Source organism: Pseudorhodoferax sp. Leaf274, from assembly GCF_001422445.1.
Classification (GTDB): Bacteria; Pseudomonadota; Gammaproteobacteria; order Burkholderiales; family Burkholderiaceae_C; genus Pseudorhodoferax.
The window spans coordinates 22,551-43,106 of sequence record NZ_LMNA01000001.1; the positions used below are offsets into that span (position 1 = coordinate 22,551).

At 65.1% G+C, this 20,556-nt stretch carries 21 protein-coding genes; 9 read left to right on the forward strand and 12 right to left on the reverse strand.

Going from position 1 to position 20,556, the window contains the following annotated elements:
- Positions 1-114: 114 nt before the first annotated feature.
- The 3 genes from ASF44_RS00100 to imuA are packed head-to-tail and all read right to left on the reverse strand — an operon-like array spanning position 115 to position 5,277.
- The gene (locus tag ASF44_RS00100) at positions 115-3,228 is read right to left on the reverse strand and encodes an error-prone DNA polymerase (protein WP_056897166.1); all 3,114 of its coding nucleotides are present in this window, start codon (positions 3,226-3,228) and stop codon (positions 115-117) included.
- Positions 3,225-4,535 carry a DNA polymerase Y family protein gene (locus tag ASF44_RS00105; RefSeq protein ID WP_082524415.1) on the reverse strand — a complete coding sequence of 437 codons (1,311 nt, stop codon included), beginning with the start codon at positions 4,533-4,535 and terminating at the stop codon, positions 3,225-3,227. Before ASF44_RS00105 ends, ASF44_RS00100 begins: the two co-directional genes overlap by 4 nt.
- Entirely contained in the window at positions 4,486-5,277 is a 792-nt protein-coding gene (gene imuA / locus ASF44_RS00110) for a translesion DNA synthesis-associated protein ImuA (protein ID WP_156374290.1), read from the reverse strand. The genes ASF44_RS00105 and imuA overlap by 50 nt, the downstream gene beginning before the upstream one ends.
- 225 nt (positions 5,278-5,502) lie before the next feature.
- On the opposite strand from imuA, the gene ASF44_RS30735 reads away from it, so the two are divergent.
- Both ASF44_RS30735 and ASF44_RS00115 read left to right on the forward strand, forming a co-directional pair.
- Positions 5,503-5,934 carry an H-NS family nucleoid-associated regulatory protein gene (locus ASF44_RS30735; protein WP_162243762.1) on the forward strand — a complete coding sequence of 144 codons (432 nt, stop codon included), beginning with the start codon at positions 5,503-5,505 and terminating at the stop codon, positions 5,932-5,934.
- Positions 5,931-6,365, forward strand: a complete 435-nt coding sequence (locus ASF44_RS00115) for a hypothetical protein (RefSeq protein WP_056897167.1) — start codon at positions 5,931-5,933, stop codon at positions 6,363-6,365. The genes ASF44_RS30735 and ASF44_RS00115 overlap by 4 nt, the downstream gene beginning before the upstream one ends.
- Positions 6,366-6,433: 68 nt before the next feature.
- Here ASF44_RS00115 and ASF44_RS00120 read toward each other — a convergent pair whose 3' ends face one another.
- Together ASF44_RS00120 and ASF44_RS30740 are read right to left on the reverse strand one after the other, a co-directional pair.
- Entirely contained in the window at positions 6,434-6,850 is a 417-nt protein-coding gene (locus ASF44_RS00120; protein WP_056897168.1) for a DUF3597 domain-containing protein, read from the reverse strand.
- 112 nt (positions 6,851-6,962) lie between these two features.
- The gene (locus ASF44_RS30740; protein WP_082524418.1) at positions 6,963-7,214 is read right to left on the reverse strand and encodes a hypothetical protein; all 252 of its coding nucleotides are present in this window, start codon (positions 7,212-7,214) and stop codon (positions 6,963-6,965) included.
- Between the two features lie 703 nt (positions 7,215-7,917).
- On the opposite strand from ASF44_RS30740, the gene ASF44_RS30745 reads away from it, so the two are divergent.
- From ASF44_RS30745 to ASF44_RS00130, 4 genes are all read left to right on the forward strand, one after another.
- On the forward strand, positions 7,918-8,262 hold the full coding sequence (locus tag ASF44_RS30745; protein WP_082524419.1) for a hypothetical protein: 345 nt from the start codon (positions 7,918-7,920) through the stop codon (positions 8,260-8,262).
- Between the two features lie 166 nt (positions 8,263-8,428).
- The gene (locus ASF44_RS31405; protein ID WP_156374291.1) at positions 8,429-8,569 is read left to right on the forward strand and encodes a hypothetical protein; all 141 of its coding nucleotides are present in this window, start codon (positions 8,429-8,431) and stop codon (positions 8,567-8,569) included.
- Positions 8,570-8,597: 28 nt separating this feature from the next.
- The gene (locus ASF44_RS00125; RefSeq protein ID WP_056897169.1) at positions 8,598-9,509 is read left to right on the forward strand and encodes a Ku protein; all 912 of its coding nucleotides are present in this window, start codon (positions 8,598-8,600) and stop codon (positions 9,507-9,509) included.
- Between the two features lie 128 nt (positions 9,510-9,637).
- Positions 9,638-10,360 carry a tetratricopeptide repeat protein gene (locus ASF44_RS00130; RefSeq protein WP_235579079.1) on the forward strand — a complete coding sequence of 241 codons (723 nt, stop codon included), beginning with the start codon at positions 9,638-9,640 and terminating at the stop codon, positions 10,358-10,360.
- 76 nt (positions 10,361-10,436) lie between these two features.
- Here ASF44_RS00130 and ASF44_RS31410 read toward each other — a convergent pair whose 3' ends face one another.
- Both ASF44_RS31410 and ASF44_RS00135 read right to left on the reverse strand, forming a co-directional pair.
- A complete protein-coding gene (locus tag ASF44_RS31410; protein WP_156374292.1) occupies positions 10,437-10,799 on the reverse strand; it encodes a hypothetical protein in 363 nt (120 codons plus the stop codon).
- A gap of 103 nt (positions 10,800-10,902) precedes the next feature.
- Positions 10,903-11,826: a Ku protein gene (locus ASF44_RS00135; RefSeq protein WP_056897171.1), complete on the reverse strand. Its 924-nt coding sequence runs from the start codon at positions 11,824-11,826 to the stop codon at positions 10,903-10,905.
- A 143-nt stretch (positions 11,827-11,969) separates the two neighbouring features.
- On the opposite strand from ASF44_RS00135, the gene ASF44_RS00140 reads away from it, so the two are divergent.
- The gene (locus ASF44_RS00140) at positions 11,970-12,320 is read left to right on the forward strand and encodes a hypothetical protein (protein ID WP_056897172.1); all 351 of its coding nucleotides are present in this window, start codon (positions 11,970-11,972) and stop codon (positions 12,318-12,320) included.
- Between the two features lie 219 nt (positions 12,321-12,539).
- On the opposite strand, the gene ASF44_RS33045 is transcribed toward ASF44_RS00140, so the two are convergent.
- Together ASF44_RS33045 and ASF44_RS33050 are read right to left on the reverse strand one after the other, a co-directional pair.
- A complete protein-coding gene (locus tag ASF44_RS33045) occupies positions 12,540-12,623 on the reverse strand; it encodes a DUF3606 domain-containing protein (protein ID WP_255358189.1) in 84 nt (27 codons plus the stop codon).
- Positions 12,616-12,717, reverse strand: a complete 102-nt coding sequence (locus ASF44_RS33050; protein ID WP_255358179.1) for a DUF3606 domain-containing protein — start codon at positions 12,715-12,717, stop codon at positions 12,616-12,618. Before ASF44_RS33050 ends, ASF44_RS33045 begins: the two co-directional genes overlap by 8 nt.
- 355 nt (positions 12,718-13,072) lie before the next feature.
- Here ASF44_RS33050 and ligD point away from each other — a divergent pair, with 355 nt between their 5' ends.
- A complete protein-coding gene (gene ligD / locus ASF44_RS00145) occupies positions 13,073-16,483 on the forward strand; it encodes a DNA ligase D (protein WP_056897173.1) in 3,411 nt (1,136 codons plus the stop codon).
- Between the two features lie 43 nt (positions 16,484-16,526).
- Here the strand turns inward: ligD and ASF44_RS00150 are convergent, their stop codons facing one another.
- Complete coding sequence (locus tag ASF44_RS00150; protein WP_056897174.1) at positions 16,527-16,958, reverse strand: cupin domain-containing protein; 432 nt, start codon at positions 16,956-16,958, stop codon at positions 16,527-16,529.
- A gap of 139 nt (positions 16,959-17,097) precedes the next feature.
- On the opposite strand from ASF44_RS00150, the gene ASF44_RS00155 reads away from it, so the two are divergent.
- Positions 17,098-17,502 (forward strand): MarR family winged helix-turn-helix transcriptional regulator, encoded by a 405-nt coding sequence (locus ASF44_RS00155; protein ID WP_156374293.1) that lies wholly within the window; start codon positions 17,098-17,100, stop codon positions 17,500-17,502.
- Between the two features lie 438 nt (positions 17,503-17,940).
- On the opposite strand, the gene ASF44_RS00160 is transcribed toward ASF44_RS00155, so the two are convergent.
- Positions 17,941-19,155 carry an MFS transporter gene (locus ASF44_RS00160; RefSeq protein WP_056897176.1) on the reverse strand — a complete coding sequence of 405 codons (1,215 nt, stop codon included), beginning with the start codon at positions 19,153-19,155 and terminating at the stop codon, positions 17,941-17,943.
- A gap of 99 nt (positions 19,156-19,254) precedes the next feature.
- On the reverse strand, positions 19,255-20,163 hold the full coding sequence (locus ASF44_RS00165; protein ID WP_056897177.1) for a LysR family transcriptional regulator: 909 nt from the start codon (positions 20,161-20,163) through the stop codon (positions 19,255-19,257).
- Between the last annotated feature and the right edge of the window lie 393 nt (positions 20,164-20,556).

A 20,556-nucleotide genomic window follows, 5' to 3' on the forward strand; every position in this document is an offset into this window, starting at 1 on the left:
GGTTGGCAAAGCCAATGCCCACTCCAGGCGCCGAACCATCCCGTGCCGATGGCTGCGAACCTGCCCCATCCTGTGCGGCCGAGCCCTGACGTTCAACTACCTGGTGACTTCGGATTAGTGAAAGTCCCGCGAGACTGTCGAAAGCTTTCCCAGTAGCGGCGTCAGGTCTGCCAACTTGTGCGCGACGAGATTCTTCACCTCCCCCTGCCGCTGCCATTGCCCGTAGACCGCCAGCAGCCGAGCACGCAGCACCTCCGGCCGCTGCCGCTCCTTCAGCGTCCGCCACACGATGACCTGCACGTTGCCGGTCTCGTCTTCGAGCGAGATGAACACCGTGCCCTTGGCCGTCTCCGGCTGCTGGCGCACCGTCACGATGCCCGCATAGCGCACCCAGCGGCCGTTGGGGACCCGGTCCAGGTCGCTGGCCTTGGCCAGCTTGCGTTCGCTCAGCGCTGGCCGCAGCAACAACATCGGGTGGCTGCGCAGCGTGAGGCCCACGGTCTCGTAGTCGTGCACGACCTCCTCGCCTTCCAGCGCCGCCGGAAGATCCAGGAAGTCCTCGTCGACCGTTGCGTCTTGCAACAGCTTGGGCGGGCGGCGCAAGGCCGATGCCTGCCACACCTGCTGGCGCCGGTGTCCCGACAGGCTCTTGAGCGCGTCCGCCCCCGCGAGCAGCTGCATCTCGTGCTGTTCCAGTCCTGCGCGCCGGGCCAGGTCCTCGGGGTCGTCGAACGGCGCCTGCGACCGCGCTTCCATGAGCCGCGCCACCGAAGCCTCCTTCAACCCGCTGACCAGGCGCAACCCCAACCGCACTGCGGGTGGGTCGGGCAAGTCTTCCAGTGTGCAGTCCCAGTCGCTGGACATGACATCGACCGAACGGACCTCCACATCGTGGCGTTGGGCGTCCTGCACGAGCTGCGAAGGCGAGTAAAAGCCCAAAGGCTGCGCGTTCAGCATCGCCGCGAGGAATTCCGCTGGATGGTGGCGCTTGAGCCAGCAGCTTGCGTAGACCAAGAGCGCAAAACTGGCCGCGTGGCTCTCGGGGAACCCATACTCCGAGAAGCCCTTGATTTGCTCGAAGATCTGGTTAGCGAACGCCTCATCGTAGCCGCGCGCCGTCATGCCGTTGACGATTTTGTCGTAGTACTTCTGCAGCCCGCCCTTGCGCTTCCAGGCGGCCATCGAGCGGCGCAGCTGGTCGGCCTCGCCTGCGGTGAAGCCCGCTGCCAGAATGGCCACTTGCATGACCTGTTCCTGGAAGATGGGCACGCCCAGCGTGCGTCCAAGCGCTTCCTTCAACGCGTCGCTCGGGTAGTCCACTGGCTCCTTTCCCTGGCGCCGGTTCAGGTATGGGTGGACCATCTGCCCTTGGATGGGCCCAGGCCGCACAATGGCCACCTCGATGACCAGGTCGTAGAAGCATTTGGGCTGGAGCCGCGGCAGCATGGACATCTGCGCCCGGCTCTCGATTTGGAACACCCCCACGGTGTCCGCCTTGCAGATCATCTGGTATGTGGCTGCGTCTTCTGCAGGAATGTCCTGCATGGAGAACGCGTAGCCCTTGCGCAGGCTCACGAACTCCAGCGACCGCCGGATAGCCGACAGCATCCCCAGGGCCAGCACATCCACCTTCAGGAGACCCAGGGCGTCCAGGTCGTCCTTGTCCCACTCGACGATGGTGCGGTCGTCCATCGCAGCGTTCTCTATCGGTACCAGCCGCTCGAGCGGCCCCTTGGTCAGCACGAAGCCGCCCGGGTGCTGGCTCATGTGGCGCGGCATGCCGATGAGCTGCGCGGTCAGCTGCATCAGGTGCTGGACCACCAGCTCCTGCATGTCCAGGCCTGCCTCGGCCACGCGCTGGTTCATCACGTCGGCGCCGTCCCACCAGGCCAGGTTGGACGCCAGGGACTCCAGCCGCGGCAATGCGATGCCCAAGGCCTTGCCCACGTCCTTGAACGCGGACTTGGCCCGGTACTTGATGACGACCGAGGTCAGCGCAGCCCGGTCGCGGCCGTACTTGCGGTACAGGTATTGGATGACCTCCTCGCGCCGCTGGTGCTCGAAGTCCACGTCGATGTCCGGCGGCTCGTTGCGCTCCTTGGAGATGAACCGCTCGAACAGCACGGACATACGGGCGGGGTCGACCTCGGTCACGCCGATGCAGTAGCAAACCACGCTGTTGGCGGCGCTTCCACGCCCCTGGCACAGAATGCCTTGCGACTGCGCGAAGCGCACGATGTCGGCGACGGTCAGGAAGTAGTGCTCGTAGCCGAGGTCCGCGATGAGTACGAGCTCGTGCTCGATCTGCGTCTGAACCCTGGGCGTGATGCCCTCTGGCCAGCGCCGGCCGGCGCCTTCGTAGGTGAGCTGGCGCAGATAGCTCGTGGGCGTGTAGCCCTGCGGCACCACTTCGGCGGGATACTGGTAGCGCAGCTCGTCCAAAGAAAACGTGCAGCGGGCGGCGACGTTCAAGGTCTCCACCATCAGCTCTTGCGGGAACCGCTGTGCCAGCTGCACCCGGCTGCGCATGTGCTGCTCGCTGTTGAGTTCCAGGTCCAGGCCGCAATCTGTCAGGGGGCGGCCGACGCGCGTGGCCGTCATCACGTCGTGCAGTGGCTTGCGCGAGCGCACATGCATGCGCACGTCGCCGCTGGCCACGAGCGGGATGGCAGTCAGCACGCTGACCGTCTCCATGCGATAGCACCACATCTCGTCATCCAGCATCTGCTGCATCTCCACCGCCAGCCAGCAGCGGCCCGTGAAGCTCGCCAAAAGCCAGCGCGCGATGGTCTCGAGCTGGGCGTCGGTGGACTCACGGTCTGGTGAGACCAGCACGACGCACTCGGCCAACGCCGCGGGGTCGATGGCGTCCAGCCCCAGGCGGTAGGTGCCGTTCTTGGCTGTGCGCCGCAGGCCAGTGATGAATTGGCACAGGTTGCCGTAGCCATCCAGATCGCAAGCGAGAACGACGAGCGTGAACGGCGCGTCGCAGGTGACCGTGAATTGGCTGCCGTGGATGACCTTGAGGCCCTGCTCCTTGCCTTCCACATGCGCGCGAACCGCACCGGCCATGGAACATTCATCGCAGACGGCGATGGCGCTGTAGCCCAGTTTCTTCGCGCGCTCGACCAGCTCCTCCGGCCAGCTGGCGCCCTTCAGAAAACTGAAATTGGACAGTGCGCGCAGCTCGGCGTAGGGCGGGATGCCGACACGGCCGTCCTCATTCATGCAAAGGCCCCATGCAGGTACCAGGCTGTCTGGTCGCGCCCAAGGTGCTCGTGGAAGATCCACAGCACCCCGCAGTGCGGACTCTGCGCAACCCAGTAGTCCCGCACCACCACAGCAGTGGACTCGTCGTCGCCTTCGCGCACACGGTGCCACCAGCCGCCTTCGATCCGGTGCGGGCCGGTCAGCATCTGCAGCACGCCCTGGTACATCGGCTTATCGCCCCGCATGGCAAGGCGCAGGGGCTTTGCGAGGATGAAGCTGGGTTGTGGGAATCGGCTGCGACGCACCCGCTTCTTCGGGAGAGCTTCTGGAGCGGGCTGCCAGTGGGTCTGCCATTCAAGGCGATGGTCCTCGACGACGACCGGTCGAAGCACCTTCTGCGGTCCCAGGCGCGCCGCAATGCGCTCGAGCACGAGCGTGAGGGATTCGCCCTGATGGGCGGCGTCTGGCAGCAGGGACTTGCTGTTCTCCTCCAACGAGTGCACGTCGAGCGCCTCGAGCTCGATATCGCCTGCTGGGGCCTGCAATTCCACCTTGGCCAAGTTCTCCGCCAGAAGCCGGCTGAGATGGTCGACGTCGCGCATTGGGGCTGCCGTCCGGACGGTCAGTTCTCCACCGGCGTCGGAGCCGCGGGGTCGCATGGCGTCGTGCATCCACCGCAGCACGAAGGCGGTGGTGCCGGCATGGCGCGCCGCGAGCCACCCGCACAACTGCATGAGAAGCCTGCGCGCGCCGAAAAGCAGCGCCGGCGCGTTGTCGACCCGCGACATCAGTTCGAGCCGCATCCTGAATGTCTGCGGCGCGTCGACCCATTCATGGGCCTCGGGCCGCAGGCCATAGGCCTGGTCCAGCGCGGTGAGCAGCTGCTTGTCGAAGCGACGGCTGATGCCACCACGCGGCAGTGCGCGCATGTCGCCAAGCGTCTTGCAACCGAGCTGCGACAGCGTGGTGAGGTGCGGCCGGACCGCCACCAAGGTGTCCATGGGCAGCGCGTCGAGCGCCGATGTCAAAGGGCCGCGGATGCCGTTCTCCCTGCCGGCCCGTGCGAAGGCCACTGCCGCGAGGCTGTTGGGAGCCCAGGCCACGTTGCCCACGCCGAACTCGGGCACCTCGGCCACGATCCGGTCACGCAGTGCGCGGCGCCCACCGAACAGCCTGGTGCTCGCTTCGACCTCGACGACGACCGCGTCCTCCACGATGGCGGTGCGCGGCGAGAACTGCAGCGCGTACATCGAGAGGCCACGAAGCTTGTCGTCATCAGACGGCGTGCTGGGGTCGGACCGTGTCAACAGGGCGACCCACAGCATGGGAGACCTCAGCGGCAGGACGGTTGAGCCGGCGGGCCCGTGGTGTCAGGACCGACGCCAGCCCTCCTGGAATCGAAGGCAGCACGAGCGGCCGCTCGTGCGTGGGACCACGTCGCTTCAGAATATGGACGTCCAACGTCCAGTCCAGTCCAACCGAGGCATGGACACGCAAGGGCGCGGCCGAGGACTCGTGCCGGGCGGCTTCGGGCCGGCACAGGAAGACCAGGCTCTCACAGCCCTGCGCGCAGACCTGCAGCCGGCGTATCTGCTCCGTCCGAGCCTTGGGAAGCCATGCGACGACCGCACCCGCCGCTTTGGATTTGATGAGTTGCTCCGTGGTCCACAGGCGCTCTGCAGGCTGGTCGGCCTGCACCCACACGAATTGCCGCTCGCTCACACCCATGTACTGCAGGCCCGGCAGGTGCGGCTGGCGTGGCGGCCCGACGACCACGACCTGGCCGCCGTTCTGGACGACTGTCTTCAGGGCCGGCGACAGCAGCCTCCACTCCAGCACCGCCGGTTGGGTCGCCAGCACTTCCACGACGGACTGCTCGGGCCAACCGCCACCTGGCAGCTCGGCGTCCAGCTCTGCCCATCCGGTCGGGCGCGCTGCGGCGGTGCGGTGTTCCAGTTCCGTGCCCCGCCAGACCACTTCCGCCACGCGCGCGCCCAGTACGTGCACCAACGGCACGCAGGCGTCATTGGCCGCGGCAGGTGGGGGGAAGGCAGGAACGGCAGACATGGTCTAGATTACTGTACATCGATACAGTATCACGAACTTCTTGGCTTGTCTGCCTGCGACATCAGTTTTTGGAGGTCGATGGCACCTTCTACTCCGCGCGACGCCATCAGGTGCATCTTTCAAGCACTGCCGACACCGCCAGACATCGAAGGCGTGGCGGGTTGGCCGACCCGGTGAAAATGCGCGGAGCAATGAGCCTTTTTCCCGATGCCTACACTGAATGAATTGAAGTCCGAGCTGGCCGCGCTGGACCAGCTTCTGTATGCGACTTGGCTGCAAGAACGAGAAGGCGCCAGGAAGCGGATTGCCGACATGGCTGTCGAGTTCCAACTCAGCCCTGCGACGGTCATGTGCGATGTGGAGGCTGCTCACCTGAACGCCCAGCCTTCAATAGCAGTGTTGCGGCCGCCCAAAGTTGAATTGCCTCTTCGCAGCCCAGGCGCGCCGTTCCACAGTGCGGTCAAGTACCGGCACCCTGCGACCGGCGACTCCTGGAATGGACGCGGTCCTCACCCTCGATGGCTCCGCGCGGCTCTGAGCGCAGGCAGGCAGTTGGAGGATTTCCTGGTCAAGGAACCCTCCGCTGCCGCTTCGCTCGGCGACCCGCTGCGCGAGTTCGAGGAAGCGGCCCGTCGGCCCTCTTGGCGGACCGCATGAGTACCGCGGTGCTCAGGGACGGGTTCTGGCCTGTTGCCGCGGGGTTCGGTGTAGCCTGCGTGGCGCTGGTGACACTGCAGGCCGCCAAGACCATCACGCCGCCATCGATGTATGTGGCCTGGTTCAACAGCAACGGAGCATTCCACATCGGTCGAATGGTGTGGGACCTTCTCGTCGTCGGCAGCCTTGGGCTCGGATTCCCTGCCTTTGTGGGCGCCATCGCCGCGTTCCGGCTTGGTCGCCCAGTGCTTTTGCACTGGGCGCTTTTCGCCATGGCGGCCTTGCTCTGCACGCTCGTTCTCCTGCCTTGGCTCCATGACGGTGTCCGATTCGGCCGAGCCGTGGAGTCGATTGCCCGGCCGTGGTGGCGTTACGGCGCGGAGCTCTCCTTGCTGTTGGCGTCGCTTGCCGCTTTGAGATGGTCTCGCTAGATGCTGCAGATGGCACCCGGTGACTAAGCGGTGCAAGCACGTGCCTGCACCGCGCGCCTGTGAGCTGGTCAGTCCTTGAGTTCGGCCGGAACCTTGCCGCCGTTAGCTGCCACCTTGTTCATGACCTGCCGGTGCAGCCACATGTTCATCGACGCGGAATCGTTGGTATCGCCCGTGTAGTGCAGCTCCTTCGCCAAGTCCTTGCGCGATGCGAGCGAGCTGTCGAGCTGCAGCAGCTTGAGCAGGTCGACGATGGATGTCTTCCAGTTCAGCTGCTCGTTGGACTTGGCGGCCATACCGTCCAGCAGCTGCCCGACATCGAGCTCGGTCATGGCCTGGGAAGCACTGGGTGCCTGCGTCGATGCCGGTGGCGCGGTGTTGGCGGAGACCGGCGCGGCAGAGGCAGCGGGCGCTGCCGGCGCTTGCGCGTTCGCGGCGTGCGAGGAGGGAAAAAGTTTTCCGAAGATGGTGCTGAGGATGCTCATGGAGGCCTTCGTGTGGTGAGGGGTGGAGTCTGGTTGGAGCTTGGGCTGCGGGCGTGGGACGCGAGCCATGGCACGTCGTCTAGCGGCCCGACGTGCCCGGACGCGCCAATGTTCACCGCGACGGGTCTTGATTGGATTGCGGATGTTGGTCGCCATGCAGTCCGAACGGAACCGCGTCGTCGTGCTCGGCCGCCTCGGCGTCGCCGCGTTTGTCCTGCATGCGCTCAGGATGTGCCGGCCCGTTGTTCGGCTCGCCGGTTGCCGAATGTCCAACATCGAGGGCGCCGCCAGCTCCGATGTTGGCAACGCCTCCGTCTGTGGTGGGACGGGAACCGTCTCCGCTGTTTGTGGGGGTTGCTGACATGGCGTGCCTTTCGTGGGATGGAGAAACGAACTCGAAGACGGGACGCGACATGGGCGCGATCTCGGTTCGCAGACTGATCTTGCGCGTGCCCGTTGGCGCATGGGTCAGCCGTCGGCACCGCCCGCGGTAGTCCAACAGAGCGGTCGCGCAGAGCGCCGCAATCGACTTCGGGGTTCCTGAGAGCGAAAGACACGGGCGGCGCGCGTTCGATGGCGCGCGGAGACATCGAAGCAGCGCACAAGCGCCGCGCCACCCCGAATCCTGGACCCGCTATCCCGGCCAGGCGGGCCATCTGCCCACATGACGACGGGCGCTTCGATTCCGTAGATGGCGCGCATCAACCCGTCCACTGGTGTCTTCCATCCATGCAAGGGACCACCATGACAGAGCAATTGACCACACAGAGCGCAATGCCTGCGCCGCAGGGGACGCCGCATTCCCCGGAACAGGCGCCGAGCACTGGCGCGCAGCCCGGCGTGCCACAGCAAACGGCGGTGCCTGGTCCGCGCGATGCGAATCGACCTGCGGACATGGCGCCCCAAGGTCCGAGCACCGCGTACGAGTACCCTCGAGGAGACCGGGGAGCGGCCGCCACGGAGCATGAGCGGCAAGTGCGTGAATCCCTGGCCGGACCGTCGCGCGACGACACGGCGCGCGAGAACTGACCGCACAGGTTGAGCTTATCCGGACACGTTGAGGCCAAATGGCAATTGCCGCCGACGCCGCACTCAGGACGCCTGATCGTCGCTATCTGGTCGTGCGCGGACGCCTGTGGCGAGCGTCCAATCCGGGGCTTTCTGCCGACAGAAGGGAGGCGCTGGTCAGACAGTTGATGGATGCCCGCCGGGCACTGCGCCGTGATGCCACCGAGCAAGGCCGGGTCGCCGCACGTCAGCAGGTCGACGAGGCGAAACGCGGCCTGGGCGAACGCGGGCCCGTGTGGTGGACCGATGGCGCCCCCGACTACAACCGCAAGTTGGTGAAGAACACTCCCTACGCCGGATGGTTTGCAAGTTCGACACCTGCGCACGAGCCACCAGCTCGGTGATGGCGCCGGAGCGCAATCTGCGGCACCATCAACGCCGTCAAGAAGAGTTCTATGTCTGGGCCAACAACTGCTCTAGCCCCTCGATTCGCGGCCGTTGGGTCGAGATTGATCGGGCGAATGCGCGTAAACCTCAACGCCTGCGGTGTAGCCGTCCAGCGAATTCGTCATGACCTGGATCTACGTGGCACGCGTTCTTGTGGTCACGTGCTCGCACCGCTTCGCCATCGAGCGCCGTCTGCAGGTTTTGTCCTACGAGGCGTTGCTGTTCGCCGTCCGCTTGACGCGGCATCGTGGCGAGCTAACGTAGTCGAACATCCACCTCACTGGAGGTCCCCATGGCAGTTGCCCGTTCCATAGCGTCTCTGACCTTGAGCTTCGGGCTCGTCAGCATCCCAGTACGCCTGTACTCCGCCAGCGAGTCGGGGGCGGCCATCAGCTTCAACCTGCTCGACAAGGGCGGTGGTCGGCTCAAGCAGCAATACGTGTCCGAGAAGACCCAGAAGGTCGTGCCCCGCGCCGAGATGATCAAGGGCTACGAGGTCGAGAAGGACCATTTTGTGCTGTTCAGCACGGACGAGCTGAAGGCTCTTGAAGAAGCCAGCAGCCATGTCGTCGAGATCGTCTCATTCATCCCTGAGAAGTCGGTTGACCCGCTGTATTACGACAAGGCCTACCTTCTTGCTCCCGACAAGCGGGGCGGTAAGCCGTACCAGCTTCTCATGGCCGCGATGCGCAAGAGCGGCCGGTGCGCCTTGGCCAAGTGGGCTTGGAAGGCCAAGCAGTACGTTGTCCAGATTCGGCCGGCGGAAGACGGCCTGGTGCTTCAGCAGTTGCGTTACGCCGACGAGGTGCGCATGCCCAGTGCGCTTGGCATTGAGAAGGCGGATGTCAGCGGCAGCGAGTTGCAGCTGGCTTTGCAGCTCATCGAACAGATTGCCGAGGAGGGCTACGACCCCAACCAGTTCGAGGACGAAGAGAAGCAGCGTGTGCTGGCTGCCATCGACAAGAAGATTGCTGGCAAGCAGATCGTCGCCTCGGCACATCCCGAGGACGCTGTACCGGGCGGCCAGGTGGTGGACCTGATGGCTGCGCTGCAGGCAAGCCTGGGCAAGCGCGCGCCTGGTAGCAAAGTCCCCTCGGCCGGATCAAAGGTAACCGCGTTGGCGGATGCCAAGGAACGCAAGGCCGTCAAGCGGCCAGCCAAGGCTGCGGCCCCGGCATCCCCACGGAGCCGGGCACGCAAGTGACCTCTTCGCCAACGACTGCCGTGTGGTCCATGCGGCGGGTCCAGGACACACTGGGGCTGTCGAGGCACACCCTGACTGGCCTCATCGCGCACGAGTTCGTGCGGCCTGAGCGTGGCCCACGCAACGAGATGCGCTTCAGCTTCCAGGACCTTGTGCTGTTGCGCACGGCCTTCGAGCTTCGGCGCGCCCGCGTTCCGCCGCGCACCATCTTGCAGGCATTGACCAATCTGAGGGATGACCTACCCTCTGAGCTGCCGTTGACTGGTCTGCGCATCACCGCCGCAGGAGCCCACGTGGTGGTGCGCGACGCCGGGTTACCCAGGGATGCCGTCACCGGTCAGCTCTTGATGGACTTCGAGATGGTCGCCGCCGACGACGGCGGCATGGCGGTCCTGAGCGGGCGTTCGGACGCGCTTGTTGACCCAGGCGCACAGGCCGCCCGAATGCACTTGGAGCACGGCGACGCGCTGGAAGCCGAAGACCGCCATGCGGCGATGCAGGCATACCGACAGGCCATCGCGCTGGATGCCTCGCTGTTGCCTGCGTATGTGTCCCTTGGTGCGATGCTGTGCGAGGACGGTGCATGCGCCGACGCAGCGGCAGTCTTCGAGCAGGCCCTGTCCAACGGGGTTGCAGACGCGTATCTGCACTTCAACCACGCCATCGCCCTCGAAGACACGGGCCAGCCCACGGCAGCGATGGAAAGCTACCAAGCGGCCCTACTGCTCGATCCGCAGTTCGCCGATGCCCATTTCAACCTCGCAAGGCTCCTTCAGGAGGCTGGGAACGTACAGGGAGCCCTGCGACATTGGAGCGCCTACCGGCGCATCCAGCGCGATCTGGAGCGGTGAGCCGACAGCGGGTGCTGCCTTGACAGTGCGGCGGCAGTTCGCGATGTTGAGGTCGCGTTGCTGCTTCGGCAAGGCATCAGAAGCCGGGATGCGGCGCAGTCTCCGGCGGCGTCGGTTGCGGCATGACAGGCGGGTTGCCTGGAAGAGGATTCTGCGGCCGATCCACGTGGCCAGGCTGTGGCGACAGTGCCGGGCTCGGCACGGGGCTGTTGGGCTGCTGCTGTTGCTGTTGCTGCACCCGCAGCAAGACGGAGATGTTTGCCATGGTCCATTCCTTTCCAGTCTTTTGATTCGTTCGATCCATCCACGGTGCCGGGCTCGAATTGCGAGGCGCTTCGCCCTCGCGGGGGTCGAGCAAACGCATCGCGTGCTCGACCGCAGGCGCGGAAACAGGCGAAGGGAAAGTGACGTCAGCCAGGAAGCGGTCGGTCGGAATCACGAAAGTGGTTCTATCAGTCACGGCAAGCTCCATCCCATTGTTGCTGAAAGGCCGCGGCTCGAAGTGCGACTGGGCACCACAGCGCGGCGGACGGCGGCCTCGTTCAAGCGGCCTTCTTCTGCGGTGCAGGCCTCTTGGCGGTGGTCTTCGTGGCCGCGGTCTTCGTTGCGGCCTTCTTCGCCGGAGCCTTCTTGCCGGCAGCAGTAGTCGCCGGGGCCTTGCCTGCGGGCTTGCGCCCACCCTTCAAGCTGCGCTGAAGCAATGCCGTGAGGTCGAGCACATTGGCCGCTTCGGGCACTTCTTCCTCTGGCTGGATCACGGTCTCGGTCTTGCCCGCTTTGACCTTCTTGTCGACCAGCTTCATGACCTGGTGGCGGAATTCGTCCTTGAAGTCCTCGGGGTCCCAGTCGCCCGACATCTCGGCCACCAGTTGCTTGGCCATCTTCATCTCTGCGGGAGTGATGCTCTTTCGGCCGGCGGCCGGCAGGTCCAGTGCGTCCAGGGTCTTGACCTCGTCGCCCCAGCGCAGCAGGTTCAGCACCAGCGCGGGGCCAGATGGCACGAGCGCGGCAAGATGCTGTTTGGTGGCGATCACCACCTTGGCCAGCGCGATCTTGCCGGTGTCCACCAAAGCCTCGCGCAGCAAGGCGTAGACCTTCTCGCTCTTGTTGATCGGAGCGACGTAATACGGCCGCTCCAGGAAGATGAACGGCATCTGGCCCGCGTCGATGAAGCGCTCGATCTCAATGGTCTGGGTCGTCTTCGGGAACACCGCCTCGATCTCGTCCGGGCTGATGATGACGTACTTGCCGTCCTCGTACTGGACGCCCTTGACGATGTTCTCCTTGGTGATTTCCTTGCCGGTGCGCTTGTTGATGCGCTTGTAGCCCACCGGGTCCATCGAGCGCTTGTCCAGCCAGTCGAAGTCCACGCCTTGTTCGGTCGCGGCCGTGTGCAGCCCCACCGGGATATGGACGAGGCCAAAGGTGATTGCCCCCTTCCAAAGCGTGCGCGATCCTGTTGCCATGCTGAGCTCCGTCGTCACGGGATACCCCGCACTGTGTAGTCTGCGGCTCCCAGTCCGGGGGCACGTAGGCGGGCGCTGTGGCCCGCCGTGGGATGGCCACACTTTCGTGCAGGCCGCGGCCGTGCAGCGGCTAAGCTATCGCCATGGCGCGTCTCCGTCACATTGCTGTCCACGTCGAGGAGCCGAAACCTGGGCGTTTCGCCTGGGTGCTGAGCGAGCGCGGCGTTCACGACTGGGAGGAGTTGGACCGGTCCGCTGCGCTTTCCGAGAGGTACCAACAGGCCATGGCGGAGGGCCTGCTGGCGTTGCAGGCAATGGTTCCTGACCTTGACATCGGCCCGCGCAGCGTGGATGAGCTGGCCTTGGCCTCCATGCACGACGATGCAAGACCGGCCGAGAAGCAGGTTGACCATGCTGCGAAGGGACAGAAACGTGGCGGGAGGGCCGCGCCGGCAGCTGGCAAGTCGTACTTCGGCTTCGGACCGGCGCGCTGACGGCCTGCTACGTCTTCTTCACCTTTCACTCGCTGGCCTTCGCTGCCTGCACGATGTCGATCAGATGGGGATACGGCCGACCTGAAGCCTTGGCACGCCGATTGGCGGAAGCTTCTGCGCCGCGCTCAGGTGCTTGTTGTCATGGCCACGGGCGGCGCGGGTTCTCGCGTTCCCATGGTTTCTTGCTTGCGCTGGGCGCGTCTTGCGCGGCAGCCATGGTCACTTGCCCGCGCGGAGATGCCTCTCCACGGTTTCGGCGCTCGTGCCAACCTCATGGACGGCCTCCTTGAGCTTGTCAGGTATTGAACTTCTTGGACCAGTCTTGCCGCTCGTAGTCTTCGTGGATATCGATGCGCTTGCGGTCCGCACCCCCGGTTTGGGTCTTGACGTCGGACATGGTTGTTTCCTGAGGCTGGCAGAACATCCCGCTGGATACCAGCATGGCCTGCAACGCTGTTGCCGCCGACCAGACCGTGCTGCTTGTGCCTGCCGTAAAGGGCCGACGCCTTAGCCGCCAACATGCTCATGTGGCCGACAGTCTTTGGCCACCAGCACCTACATCACTGGTCGTTCACGCAGGGGGAAGCTCCGCTAACCAACTGGCAGGAAACGATGAAAAAAATGATTCCGATGGCCGTGGCAGTGTTCCTGTGGAGTAAGTTCAAGGCGCACCAGGCCACCAAGACGGTGGGCACTCGGCACCTCCGCTACTGATGGCGGGTTTTGGCCCGCCCCTGCCCGCTCCTGGCGTGATGCGTGTCGCAACTTGGAACATCAACAACGTCGTCAAGCGGCTGGACCTGCTGCTCGGCTGGCTCAAGCGCACCCAGCCGTCGGTGGTGGCGCTGCAGGAGCTCAAGACGCCGACTGCGGCCTTCCCGGCTGAGGCGCTGGCGGCCGCGGGCTACCACAGCCTGGTGGTCGGCCAGCGCGCTTGGAATGGCGTGGCGCTGCTTGCCCGCGGGCATGAACCGCTGCCCGTGGTGACCTCGCTCCCCGGTGATCCGAAGGACAAGGAGGCGCGGTACGTGGAGGCGGCCATCAACGGCGTCCTGTTCGCTGGCCTCTACCTGCCCAACGGAAATCCGCAGCCGGGGCCCAAGTTCGACTACAAGCTGCGCTGGTTCGAGCGCATGCGCCAGCGAGCGGAAGCGCTGTGGAGCTCGGGCCAGCCCGTCGTACTCATGGGCGACTGGAACGTCGTGCCCACGGACGCCGACATCTACAAGCCCGACACCTGGCGCGACAACGCGCTGCTGCAACCAGCGCCGCGCGAGGCTTATGCGGCAATCCTGTCCCAGGGCTGGGCCGACGCGGTCCAGGCAGTCCACCCGGACGAGAAGCTGTTCACGTTCTGGGACTACCGCCGCAAGCGCTGGGAGCGCAATGCAGGCCTGCGCATCGACCACATCCTGGTCAGCGCATCGCTGCAGGTCGTCGATGCCGGCGTGGACCGCGAGGAGCGTGGGCGGGAGGGCGCGAGCGACCATGCGCCGGTGTGGGCTGAGCTCCGAGCAGCGCCGCCCAAGCGCGCAAGGCGTACGGCTGCCAAGACCGTGCAAGCGCCGTTCAGCGAGACGCCCGGCCGCGTGGTCGCAAAGACCAAAGGGCAGGCAGCAGCAAAGCCAGGCGACCAGCCCCTCGCCCGCTACAACGCCAAGCGCAACTTCACGAAGACCGCCGAACCGGCTGGCGCGGTGCAGCCCGGCACTGCAAATCGGGACCAGGGGCTGCACTTCGTCATCCAGAAGCACTGGGCATCGCGGCTGCACTATGACGTGCGTCTTGAACTGGACGGCGTGATGGTGTCCTGGGCCGTCCCCAAGGGGCCTTCGTTCGACCCTGCCCGCAAGCAGATGGCCATCCACGTCGAGGACCACCCCGTCGACTACAACACTTTCGAAGGCGCCATTCCCAAGGGCGAGTACGGCGGTGGCAAGGTCATCGTCTGGGACCAGGGCACCTGGGAGCCGGTGGGTGACCCGCGCGAGGGCTTGGCCTCGGGCAAGCTCGTTCTGCACTTCCATGGCCAGAAGCTGGCCGGCCTGTGGGAGTTCGTTCGCATCTCCAAGCCTGGCGCCAAGAAGCAGGACCAGTGGATCTTCTTCAAGAAGCGTGGCGACGCCTGGGCCCGGCCCAGCACCGACTACGACGTCATCGCGGCTCTGCCAGACAGTGTTTTGGCGCAGCCGCTCGGGCTGGTCGAAGAGCGCGAGCCGCACCGGGTTCGCGCTGCACGGCCTGCTGCCACTGCGGCCGACATGCAGCAGGCTCGCAAAGCCCCGCTACCGGCAAAGCTGGTGCCGCAACTGGCGACACTGGTGTCCTCGGTACCCTCCGGGAACTGGGTGGTCGAGTCCAAGTTCGATGGATACCGCCTGCTGGCCCGCATCGACGGGCGTGAGGTCCGGCTCTTCACGCGCAACGGCCACGATTGGACCGACAAGCTTGCGCCCATCGCACAGGCCCTCGCGGAATTGGGTCTGGACAGCGCTTGGCTGGACGGTGAAATCGTGGTCTTGAACGATGCAGGCCTGCCGGACTTCAACCGCCTGCAGAACGCCATCGACAACGCGCGAACCCAGGACATCGAGATGTTCGTGTTCGATGTGCCCTACCTGGGCGGCATGGACCTGCGTGAGGTTCCCCTGGTCAGCCGCCGCGCGGCGCTCAAGCAGTTGTTCGACGCGCGTGAGGAAGGAATCGTCCGGTTCAGCCAGTCGTTCGAAGTACTGCCAGGCCAACTCCTCGAAGCGGCCTGTCAGATGGGCATGGAAGGGGTCATGGTCAAGGCCGCGGACGCACCCTATGCCGCGGGACGGTCAGAATCCTGGCTCAAGCTCAAGTGCCAGCACCACCAGGAGTTCGTGGTGGTCGGCTTCACCGACCGCGCAGGCTCACCCAAGGAGGTGGGCAGCCTGCTGCTCGGCTACCACGAAGGGCCGGAGCTGCGCTTTGCGGGCTCTGTCGGGACGGGTTGGGGGTCGGCGACCGCGCGCGAGCTGAAGGCGACGCTGACCAAGCTGTTGGTCAAGCAGCCGGCCATCGCACTGGAGGATGCCAAGCCGGGGCGGTGGTCGAAGCGCGCTGCCGGCTCGGAGCGCTGGGTGACGCCCACGGTGGTCGTGGAGGTTGCATTTTCCGAATGGACACCCGACCGGCGAGTCCGTCACGGCGTCTTCCGTGGCGTGCGCACGGACAAGCCGGCCGCGCTCATCGTGCGCGAGCGCGCGAAGGCCTTGGGTGGCGGGGTTCCTGCGAAGGCTGCGCCGAAGACCCCTGGCCTCAAGGTCACCAATCCCGAACGCGTCATCGACCCTTCCACCGGTCTGCGCAAGGTCGACCTGGTGCGGTACTACGAGAGCGTGGCCGAGTGGATGCTTCCGCATTTGAAGGGGCGTCCCACCTCGCTGGTCCGGGGCCCGACCGGCGTGACTGGCGAGCTGTTTTTTCAGAAGCATGACGACAAGCTGTCCATCCCGCACGTGCGCAAGCTCCCCCCGGACCTGTGGCCAGACCATGCGGAGCTGCTGGAAGTGCCCAGTGCGCAGGCGCTCGTTGCGTGCGCGCAGATGAATGTCATCGAGTTCCACACCTGGAACTCACTGGCGAAGAACATCAACAAACCGGACCGCATCGTTTTTGACCTGGACCCTGGAGAAGGAACGCCTTGGCAGCACGTGCAGGAGGCCGCTGCCCTTGTCAGGGCGATGCTGCAACAGCTGGAGCTCGAGTGCTGGCTGAAGACATCAGGCGGCAAGGGGCTGCACGTCGTCGTGCCGCTGGCGCCGCGGCTGGACTACGAGACGGTCAAGGACTTCTCGCAATCGGTCGTACAGCACCTGGCGCGCACCATCCCGTCGCGCTTCGTGGCCAAGAGCGGCCCCAAGAACCGGGTCGGCAAGCTCTTCGTGGACTACCTGCGCAACGGCCATGGCGCGACCACTGCGACGGCGTTCTCGGCGCGTTCGCGACCGGGCTTGGGTGTTTCGATGCCGATTGCCTGGGAGCAACTGGGAGAGTTGAAAAGCGGCGCGCAGTGGACCATCGCGACCGCACGTGAGTACCTCAGTTTTCAGCAAGCCGATCCGTGGTCGGGCTACTGGAAGAAGCGGCAGGCTCTGGCCGCCGCCATACGCCTTTTGGGTCGAGCTGGCGGCTGACTTGCGCGCGTGGGCCTGCGTTGGCTCCCACGGTTGGCACGGATCAGTTGGCGAGCTCGATCCCATGTCGGCGCATGACAGCGACCAACTGCTCTCTGTCAGGCGGGCCGCCCGCGCCCAGTACGCCGGCCACATCTTCAAAGTAGGCTGGGCCGATGTTGGCCGGGGAGAACACGATCAGGGCCCGGGCCGGAACGTCGCCTGGATTGGAGAAGTGGTGCACGCTGCCGCGCGGCGAGAAGCAGTGGTCGCCGGCCTGCAGCACACGGACTTCGTCATCGACCCGGTAGGTCAGGCAGCCTTCGAGCACACGGATCGTCTCATCGACATCGGCGTGTCGGTGCGGCGGAGGGACTTTCGCCTGGGGCTGAACGATCATCTCAGCCATCGCCATGTGGCCGGCAGTGTCCTCACCAGCGACCAGGAACTGCATCGACAACGAACCAATGGGAATAAGGGAGCGAGAAGAGCGCATTGCGTGGACCCTTGGGCTTGAAGTAAAGTCACTTTACCTTATGGCCAGAGCTCGTCAATCCCCCCCCTCCCGGTTCCCAGGCGACTCCAATCCCGAGGACCCCCTCATCGGTGCGAGGCTGCGGTACCTGTTGACGGCGGTGGAGGCGCGCATCGAACAGGCGCTCTGGGACGCAGGCTTTGACGACCTCCACCGCGCCCATTTCAAGGTGCTTCGGTTCCCTCCCCCTGAGAACGAGCGACCGGTCGACCTTGCCAGCCGCGCCGGGATGACCAAACAGGCCATGAACTACCTGCTCGCACAGCTCGAACGCCTGGGCTACATCGATCGCGAAGCCGCCGCACAGGGCCTATCCAGGCGCATTTCGCTGACCGGAAAGGGGTGGCAGGTGGCGCGCATTCAGCGCGAGACGGTACACGCCATAGAGAGCGAGTGGAGCACCACAGTTGGCGTCAATAGGTATGCGGCGTTTTACGAGGTGGTGAGCGAACTTGCCGATGAGCATTGCAGGGCTGCCTCAGCCCCTGTCCCATCCAAGCCATAGCGTCAGCATCAGGCAAACACATCGTAGACGCACGCCGCGCCGGCCTGGCGCCCGATTCGCGCCGCCCCTCCCCGTGCCAGCGTGAGAACCCACGCTGCCGCTCGGATTTGTTTGCAAGCCGCTGCCGAACTTTCTGCAGTTTTGCGCCATGCACTCCCCGGCCACCCGCGCAACCCTTGAGCACTGCGGCAACCTCGTGGCCGATGCGGACGTGAGCGACGAGTTCCGAATGCTGACGCGCAACCTGCTCGACCATCTCCTGGAGATGCACGATGCACATCGCATGCGTGCTTCATTGCTTCTGCTTGCCATGAACTCTCTGGATCTGGTGCCCGGTCCAGGTGCCGCTACCGTTGCTTACAACGCGTCCTCGCTTGCGGTGGTGCGCTCCGTTGCTCGGTGTGCGACAGCTGTGCGCACTCGCAATGCCGCACGCATTCAGCGGACGGTGGACGCTCCTGGCCACCGCCGCAACCAGCGACTTAGTGCAACCGCGGCGACGGCTGCCATCACCGCAATCGCCGCGCCGATGAGGGCGACGCTTTGGCTTCCCCACGATGCGATGCTGGCACCGCCGATCACCGCGCCCAACGCGATTCCGCCATTGGCGGCAGACACGTTGATCGTCCCCGCCAGGGCCTGCGCCTGGGGCGCAGACTTCATCACCCGAATCTGACAGATGGGATACAGCGCCGTGTTCGCAATTCCCCACACGCCCAACGCGATGGCCAAGCCTGCGTGCTGTTTTGCGAGTGCCGCGGTAGCCAGCATGCCGACCGCCAGCACCACGCTGAAAACAGCAGTCGTCGCCAACGGCTTGTGATCCACCCAACGGCCACCCAGCCAGTTGCCGAACAGTCCAACGGCACCAAAGCCCATCAGCCACCAGCCCACATGCGCTGAGGGTACGTTGGCAACCCGCTCCAGCAGATCGGCCAGGTAGGTGTAGCCGGTGAACATCGCGGTGAAGACGGCCACCGACAGCAGCACGTTGGCAATGAAAGCCGGGTCCCGCAGGATTCGGGCTTGCTGGCCCAAGGCGACCCGCTTGCCGACAGCCATCGTCGGCATGAAGAAGTGCAGCAGCACGGCGATGAGCACCGACAGGAGAGAGAGCGCCCAGAAGGCACCGCGCCATCCCACTGCATCGCCGGCCACCGTGCCGAGCGGGATGCCGAAAAGCATTGCAGCAGAGATGCCGAGGTACACCGTCGAGACCGCGCGGCCGGCGCGTTCAGGTCCAGCCATTTGCGCCGCAGTCTCGCTCGCGGTGCCCCAAAACACGGGCAATGCCAGCGCCGGAACGATGCGAGCCACGGCCAGCACCCAGAAGTTTGGAGCCATTGCAGCCAGGGCGTTTGACACTGCGAACAGGACAAGCACACAGAGGAACATGCGCTTGCGTTCCACGTTTGCCAACCAAGCGGTCAACGGCGGCCCGAACACCATGACCACCACAGCGAACAAGGTGACGAGTTGGCCCGCTGTCACTACGGAAACAGACAGGTCTCTAGCCAGGGCAGGCAGCAGGCCGACCATCAGGAACTCTGTCGTGACGATCACGAACGCGGCTACTGCCAGGATGATGGTCGAAGTTGACCCGCTATCTGCGTGCGGCAGTTCAGGCGCGGTCGCGGTGGGAAGGGAAGACATGTTCGGCAAGGAGGGGTTGACAGCCTCCGAGCTTATTGAATCCTCATATTCCCATGTTGGATGGAATTTCCGATCACTCTATCCATCGATTCCACAATATCAGACGTGCAGACCGGCTCCGAGGTGGTGCAACAGTGCATCCACCTTGGGCAGCAACTGGCGGCTGCGCTGCCACAACAGGTACAGCGGCAGGCCATCCACCGCCAGCGACGGCAACACCTCCACCAGTTCGCCGGAAGCAAGCCGCTTCTCAATGAGCCACGTGGACAACTGCCCGACACCGAACCCCTGCAGCACCGCATCGACCCACGAATCCGCGTTGCCAACCTCCAGACGGGCGGCCGGATGGCAATGCTCGACCGGCGCATCACCACGCTGGATGAGCCAAGGGCTGGGCGTCCCGTCCGGGCGCCGGTACAGCACAGAGTCCAGTTGAGCCAAGGCCTCGAACTGGTCGGCGATGGGGCCCATCCGTTTGAGGTAGCTCGGCGCGCAGCAGAAGATGCGTCGCTCCCGTCCAAGGAAGCGGTTGCCAATGGGGGCCGGCCAGGTCTCGCCGCCGCCGATGCGCACAGCCACATCAATGCCGTCTTCCACCAGGTCAACGAGACGGTCGGTGAACGAGACCTGCGGTTGCACGCCTGGGTAGGCTTTCAAGAACCCGAAAAGCAGCGGCATCACGTGCATTCGGCCGTAAGTCGCAGGCAGGTCAATGCGCAGCTTGCCGACAGGTACGGTGTCCTCGGCCTTCAAAACATGCTCGGCTTCTTCCAGCTCCCCAAGCACCCGCTGGCACGTGCGGTAGAAGGCCTGTCCTGCATCCGTCAGCGACTGCCGACGCGTGGTGCGCTCGAAGAGCCGCACCCCCAAGCGCGCCTCCAGTCGGCCCACCGCTTTGCCCACGGCGGAATTGGTCAGGTTCAGACGCTGGGCCGCTGCGGTGAAGCTGCCGGCATCGACGGCGCACACGAACACGTCGATGCCCTTGAGGCGTTCGGATGAGTACATGGATACTGGAATTTCATTCCGGAGCGACGATGGATGGTATCCACACTCATCCCTCACTTGATGTCGGCAAGTCCGCCGCGGTCCCGGACTGGCACCTTCCCGTCTTGTGCGCGGGCGAAGACTGCGGGCGCCGCGCGATGTGAAACTGCGCCAGCGCCGCTTCGATGTCTGGCCGGCGGGAAGCCTGCGCCAGCCATTCGGCCTGCCCCACCGAACCGGTGGAACTCACGGCGGCGAGCCCTGCCCAGCTCCCCTCATCAAGGATGCAAAGTCCGCCGTAGCCGTACTGGCCGGCGCCCCGCAGGGCCGCGGCGCAATGCTCGGCAGGGCGCGAGGCGCTTGCGGCACAAGTCCGATGCTGGTCATCGAAGCTCCAGCTGGGGGGACAGTCAG

Excerpts from the sequence above, each read along its gene's own strand:
- ASF44_RS00100 (WP_056897166.1), bottom strand. The coding sequence starts at position 3,228 with ATGAATGAGGACGGCCGTGTCGGCATCCCGCCCTACGCCGAGCTGCGC.
- ASF44_RS00105 (WP_082524415.1), bottom strand. The coding sequence starts at position 4,535 with ATGCTGTGGGTCGCCCTGTTGACACGGTCCGACCCCAGCACGCCGTCT.
- imuA (WP_156374290.1), bottom strand. The coding sequence starts at position 5,277 with ATGTCTGCCGTTCCTGCCTTCCCCCCACCTGCCGCGGCCAATGACGCC.
- ASF44_RS00115 (WP_056897167.1), top strand. The coding sequence starts at position 5,931 with ATGAGTACCGCGGTGCTCAGGGACGGGTTCTGGCCTGTTGCCGCGGGG.
- ASF44_RS00120 (WP_056897168.1), bottom strand. The coding sequence starts at position 6,850 with ATGAGCATCCTCAGCACCATCTTCGGAAAACTTTTTCCCTCCTCGCAC.
- ASF44_RS30740 (WP_082524418.1), bottom strand. The coding sequence starts at position 7,214 with ATGTCAGCAACCCCCACAAACAGCGGAGACGGTTCCCGTCCCACCACA.
- ASF44_RS30745 (WP_082524419.1), top strand. The coding sequence starts at position 7,918 with ATGGCAATTGCCGCCGACGCCGCACTCAGGACGCCTGATCGTCGCTAT.
- ASF44_RS31405 (WP_156374291.1), top strand. The coding sequence starts at position 8,429 with ATGACCTGGATCTACGTGGCACGCGTTCTTGTGGTCACGTGCTCGCAC.
- ASF44_RS00125 (WP_056897169.1), top strand. The coding sequence starts at position 8,598 with ATGGCAGTTGCCCGTTCCATAGCGTCTCTGACCTTGAGCTTCGGGCTC.
- ASF44_RS00130 (WP_235579079.1), top strand. The coding sequence starts at position 9,638 with ATGCGCTTCAGCTTCCAGGACCTTGTGCTGTTGCGCACGGCCTTCGAG.
- ASF44_RS00135 (WP_056897171.1), bottom strand. The coding sequence starts at position 11,826 with ATGGCAACAGGATCGCGCACGCTTTGGAAGGGGGCAATCACCTTTGGC.
- ASF44_RS00140 (WP_056897172.1), top strand. The coding sequence starts at position 11,970 with ATGGCGCGTCTCCGTCACATTGCTGTCCACGTCGAGGAGCCGAAACCT.
- ASF44_RS33050 (WP_255358179.1), bottom strand. The coding sequence starts at position 12,717 with ATGTCCGACGTCAAGACCCAAACCGGGGGTGCGGACCGCAAGCGCATC.
- ligD (WP_056897173.1), top strand. The coding sequence starts at position 13,073 with ATGCGTGTCGCAACTTGGAACATCAACAACGTCGTCAAGCGGCTGGAC.
- ASF44_RS00150 (WP_056897174.1), bottom strand. The coding sequence starts at position 16,958 with ATGCGCTCTTCTCGCTCCCTTATTCCCATTGGTTCGTTGTCGATGCAG.
- ASF44_RS00160 (WP_056897176.1), bottom strand. The coding sequence starts at position 19,155 with ATGTCTTCCCTTCCCACCGCGACCGCGCCTGAACTGCCGCACGCAGAT.
- ASF44_RS00165 (WP_056897177.1), bottom strand. The coding sequence starts at position 20,163 with ATGTACTCATCCGAACGCCTCAAGGGCATCGACGTGTTCGTGTGCGCC.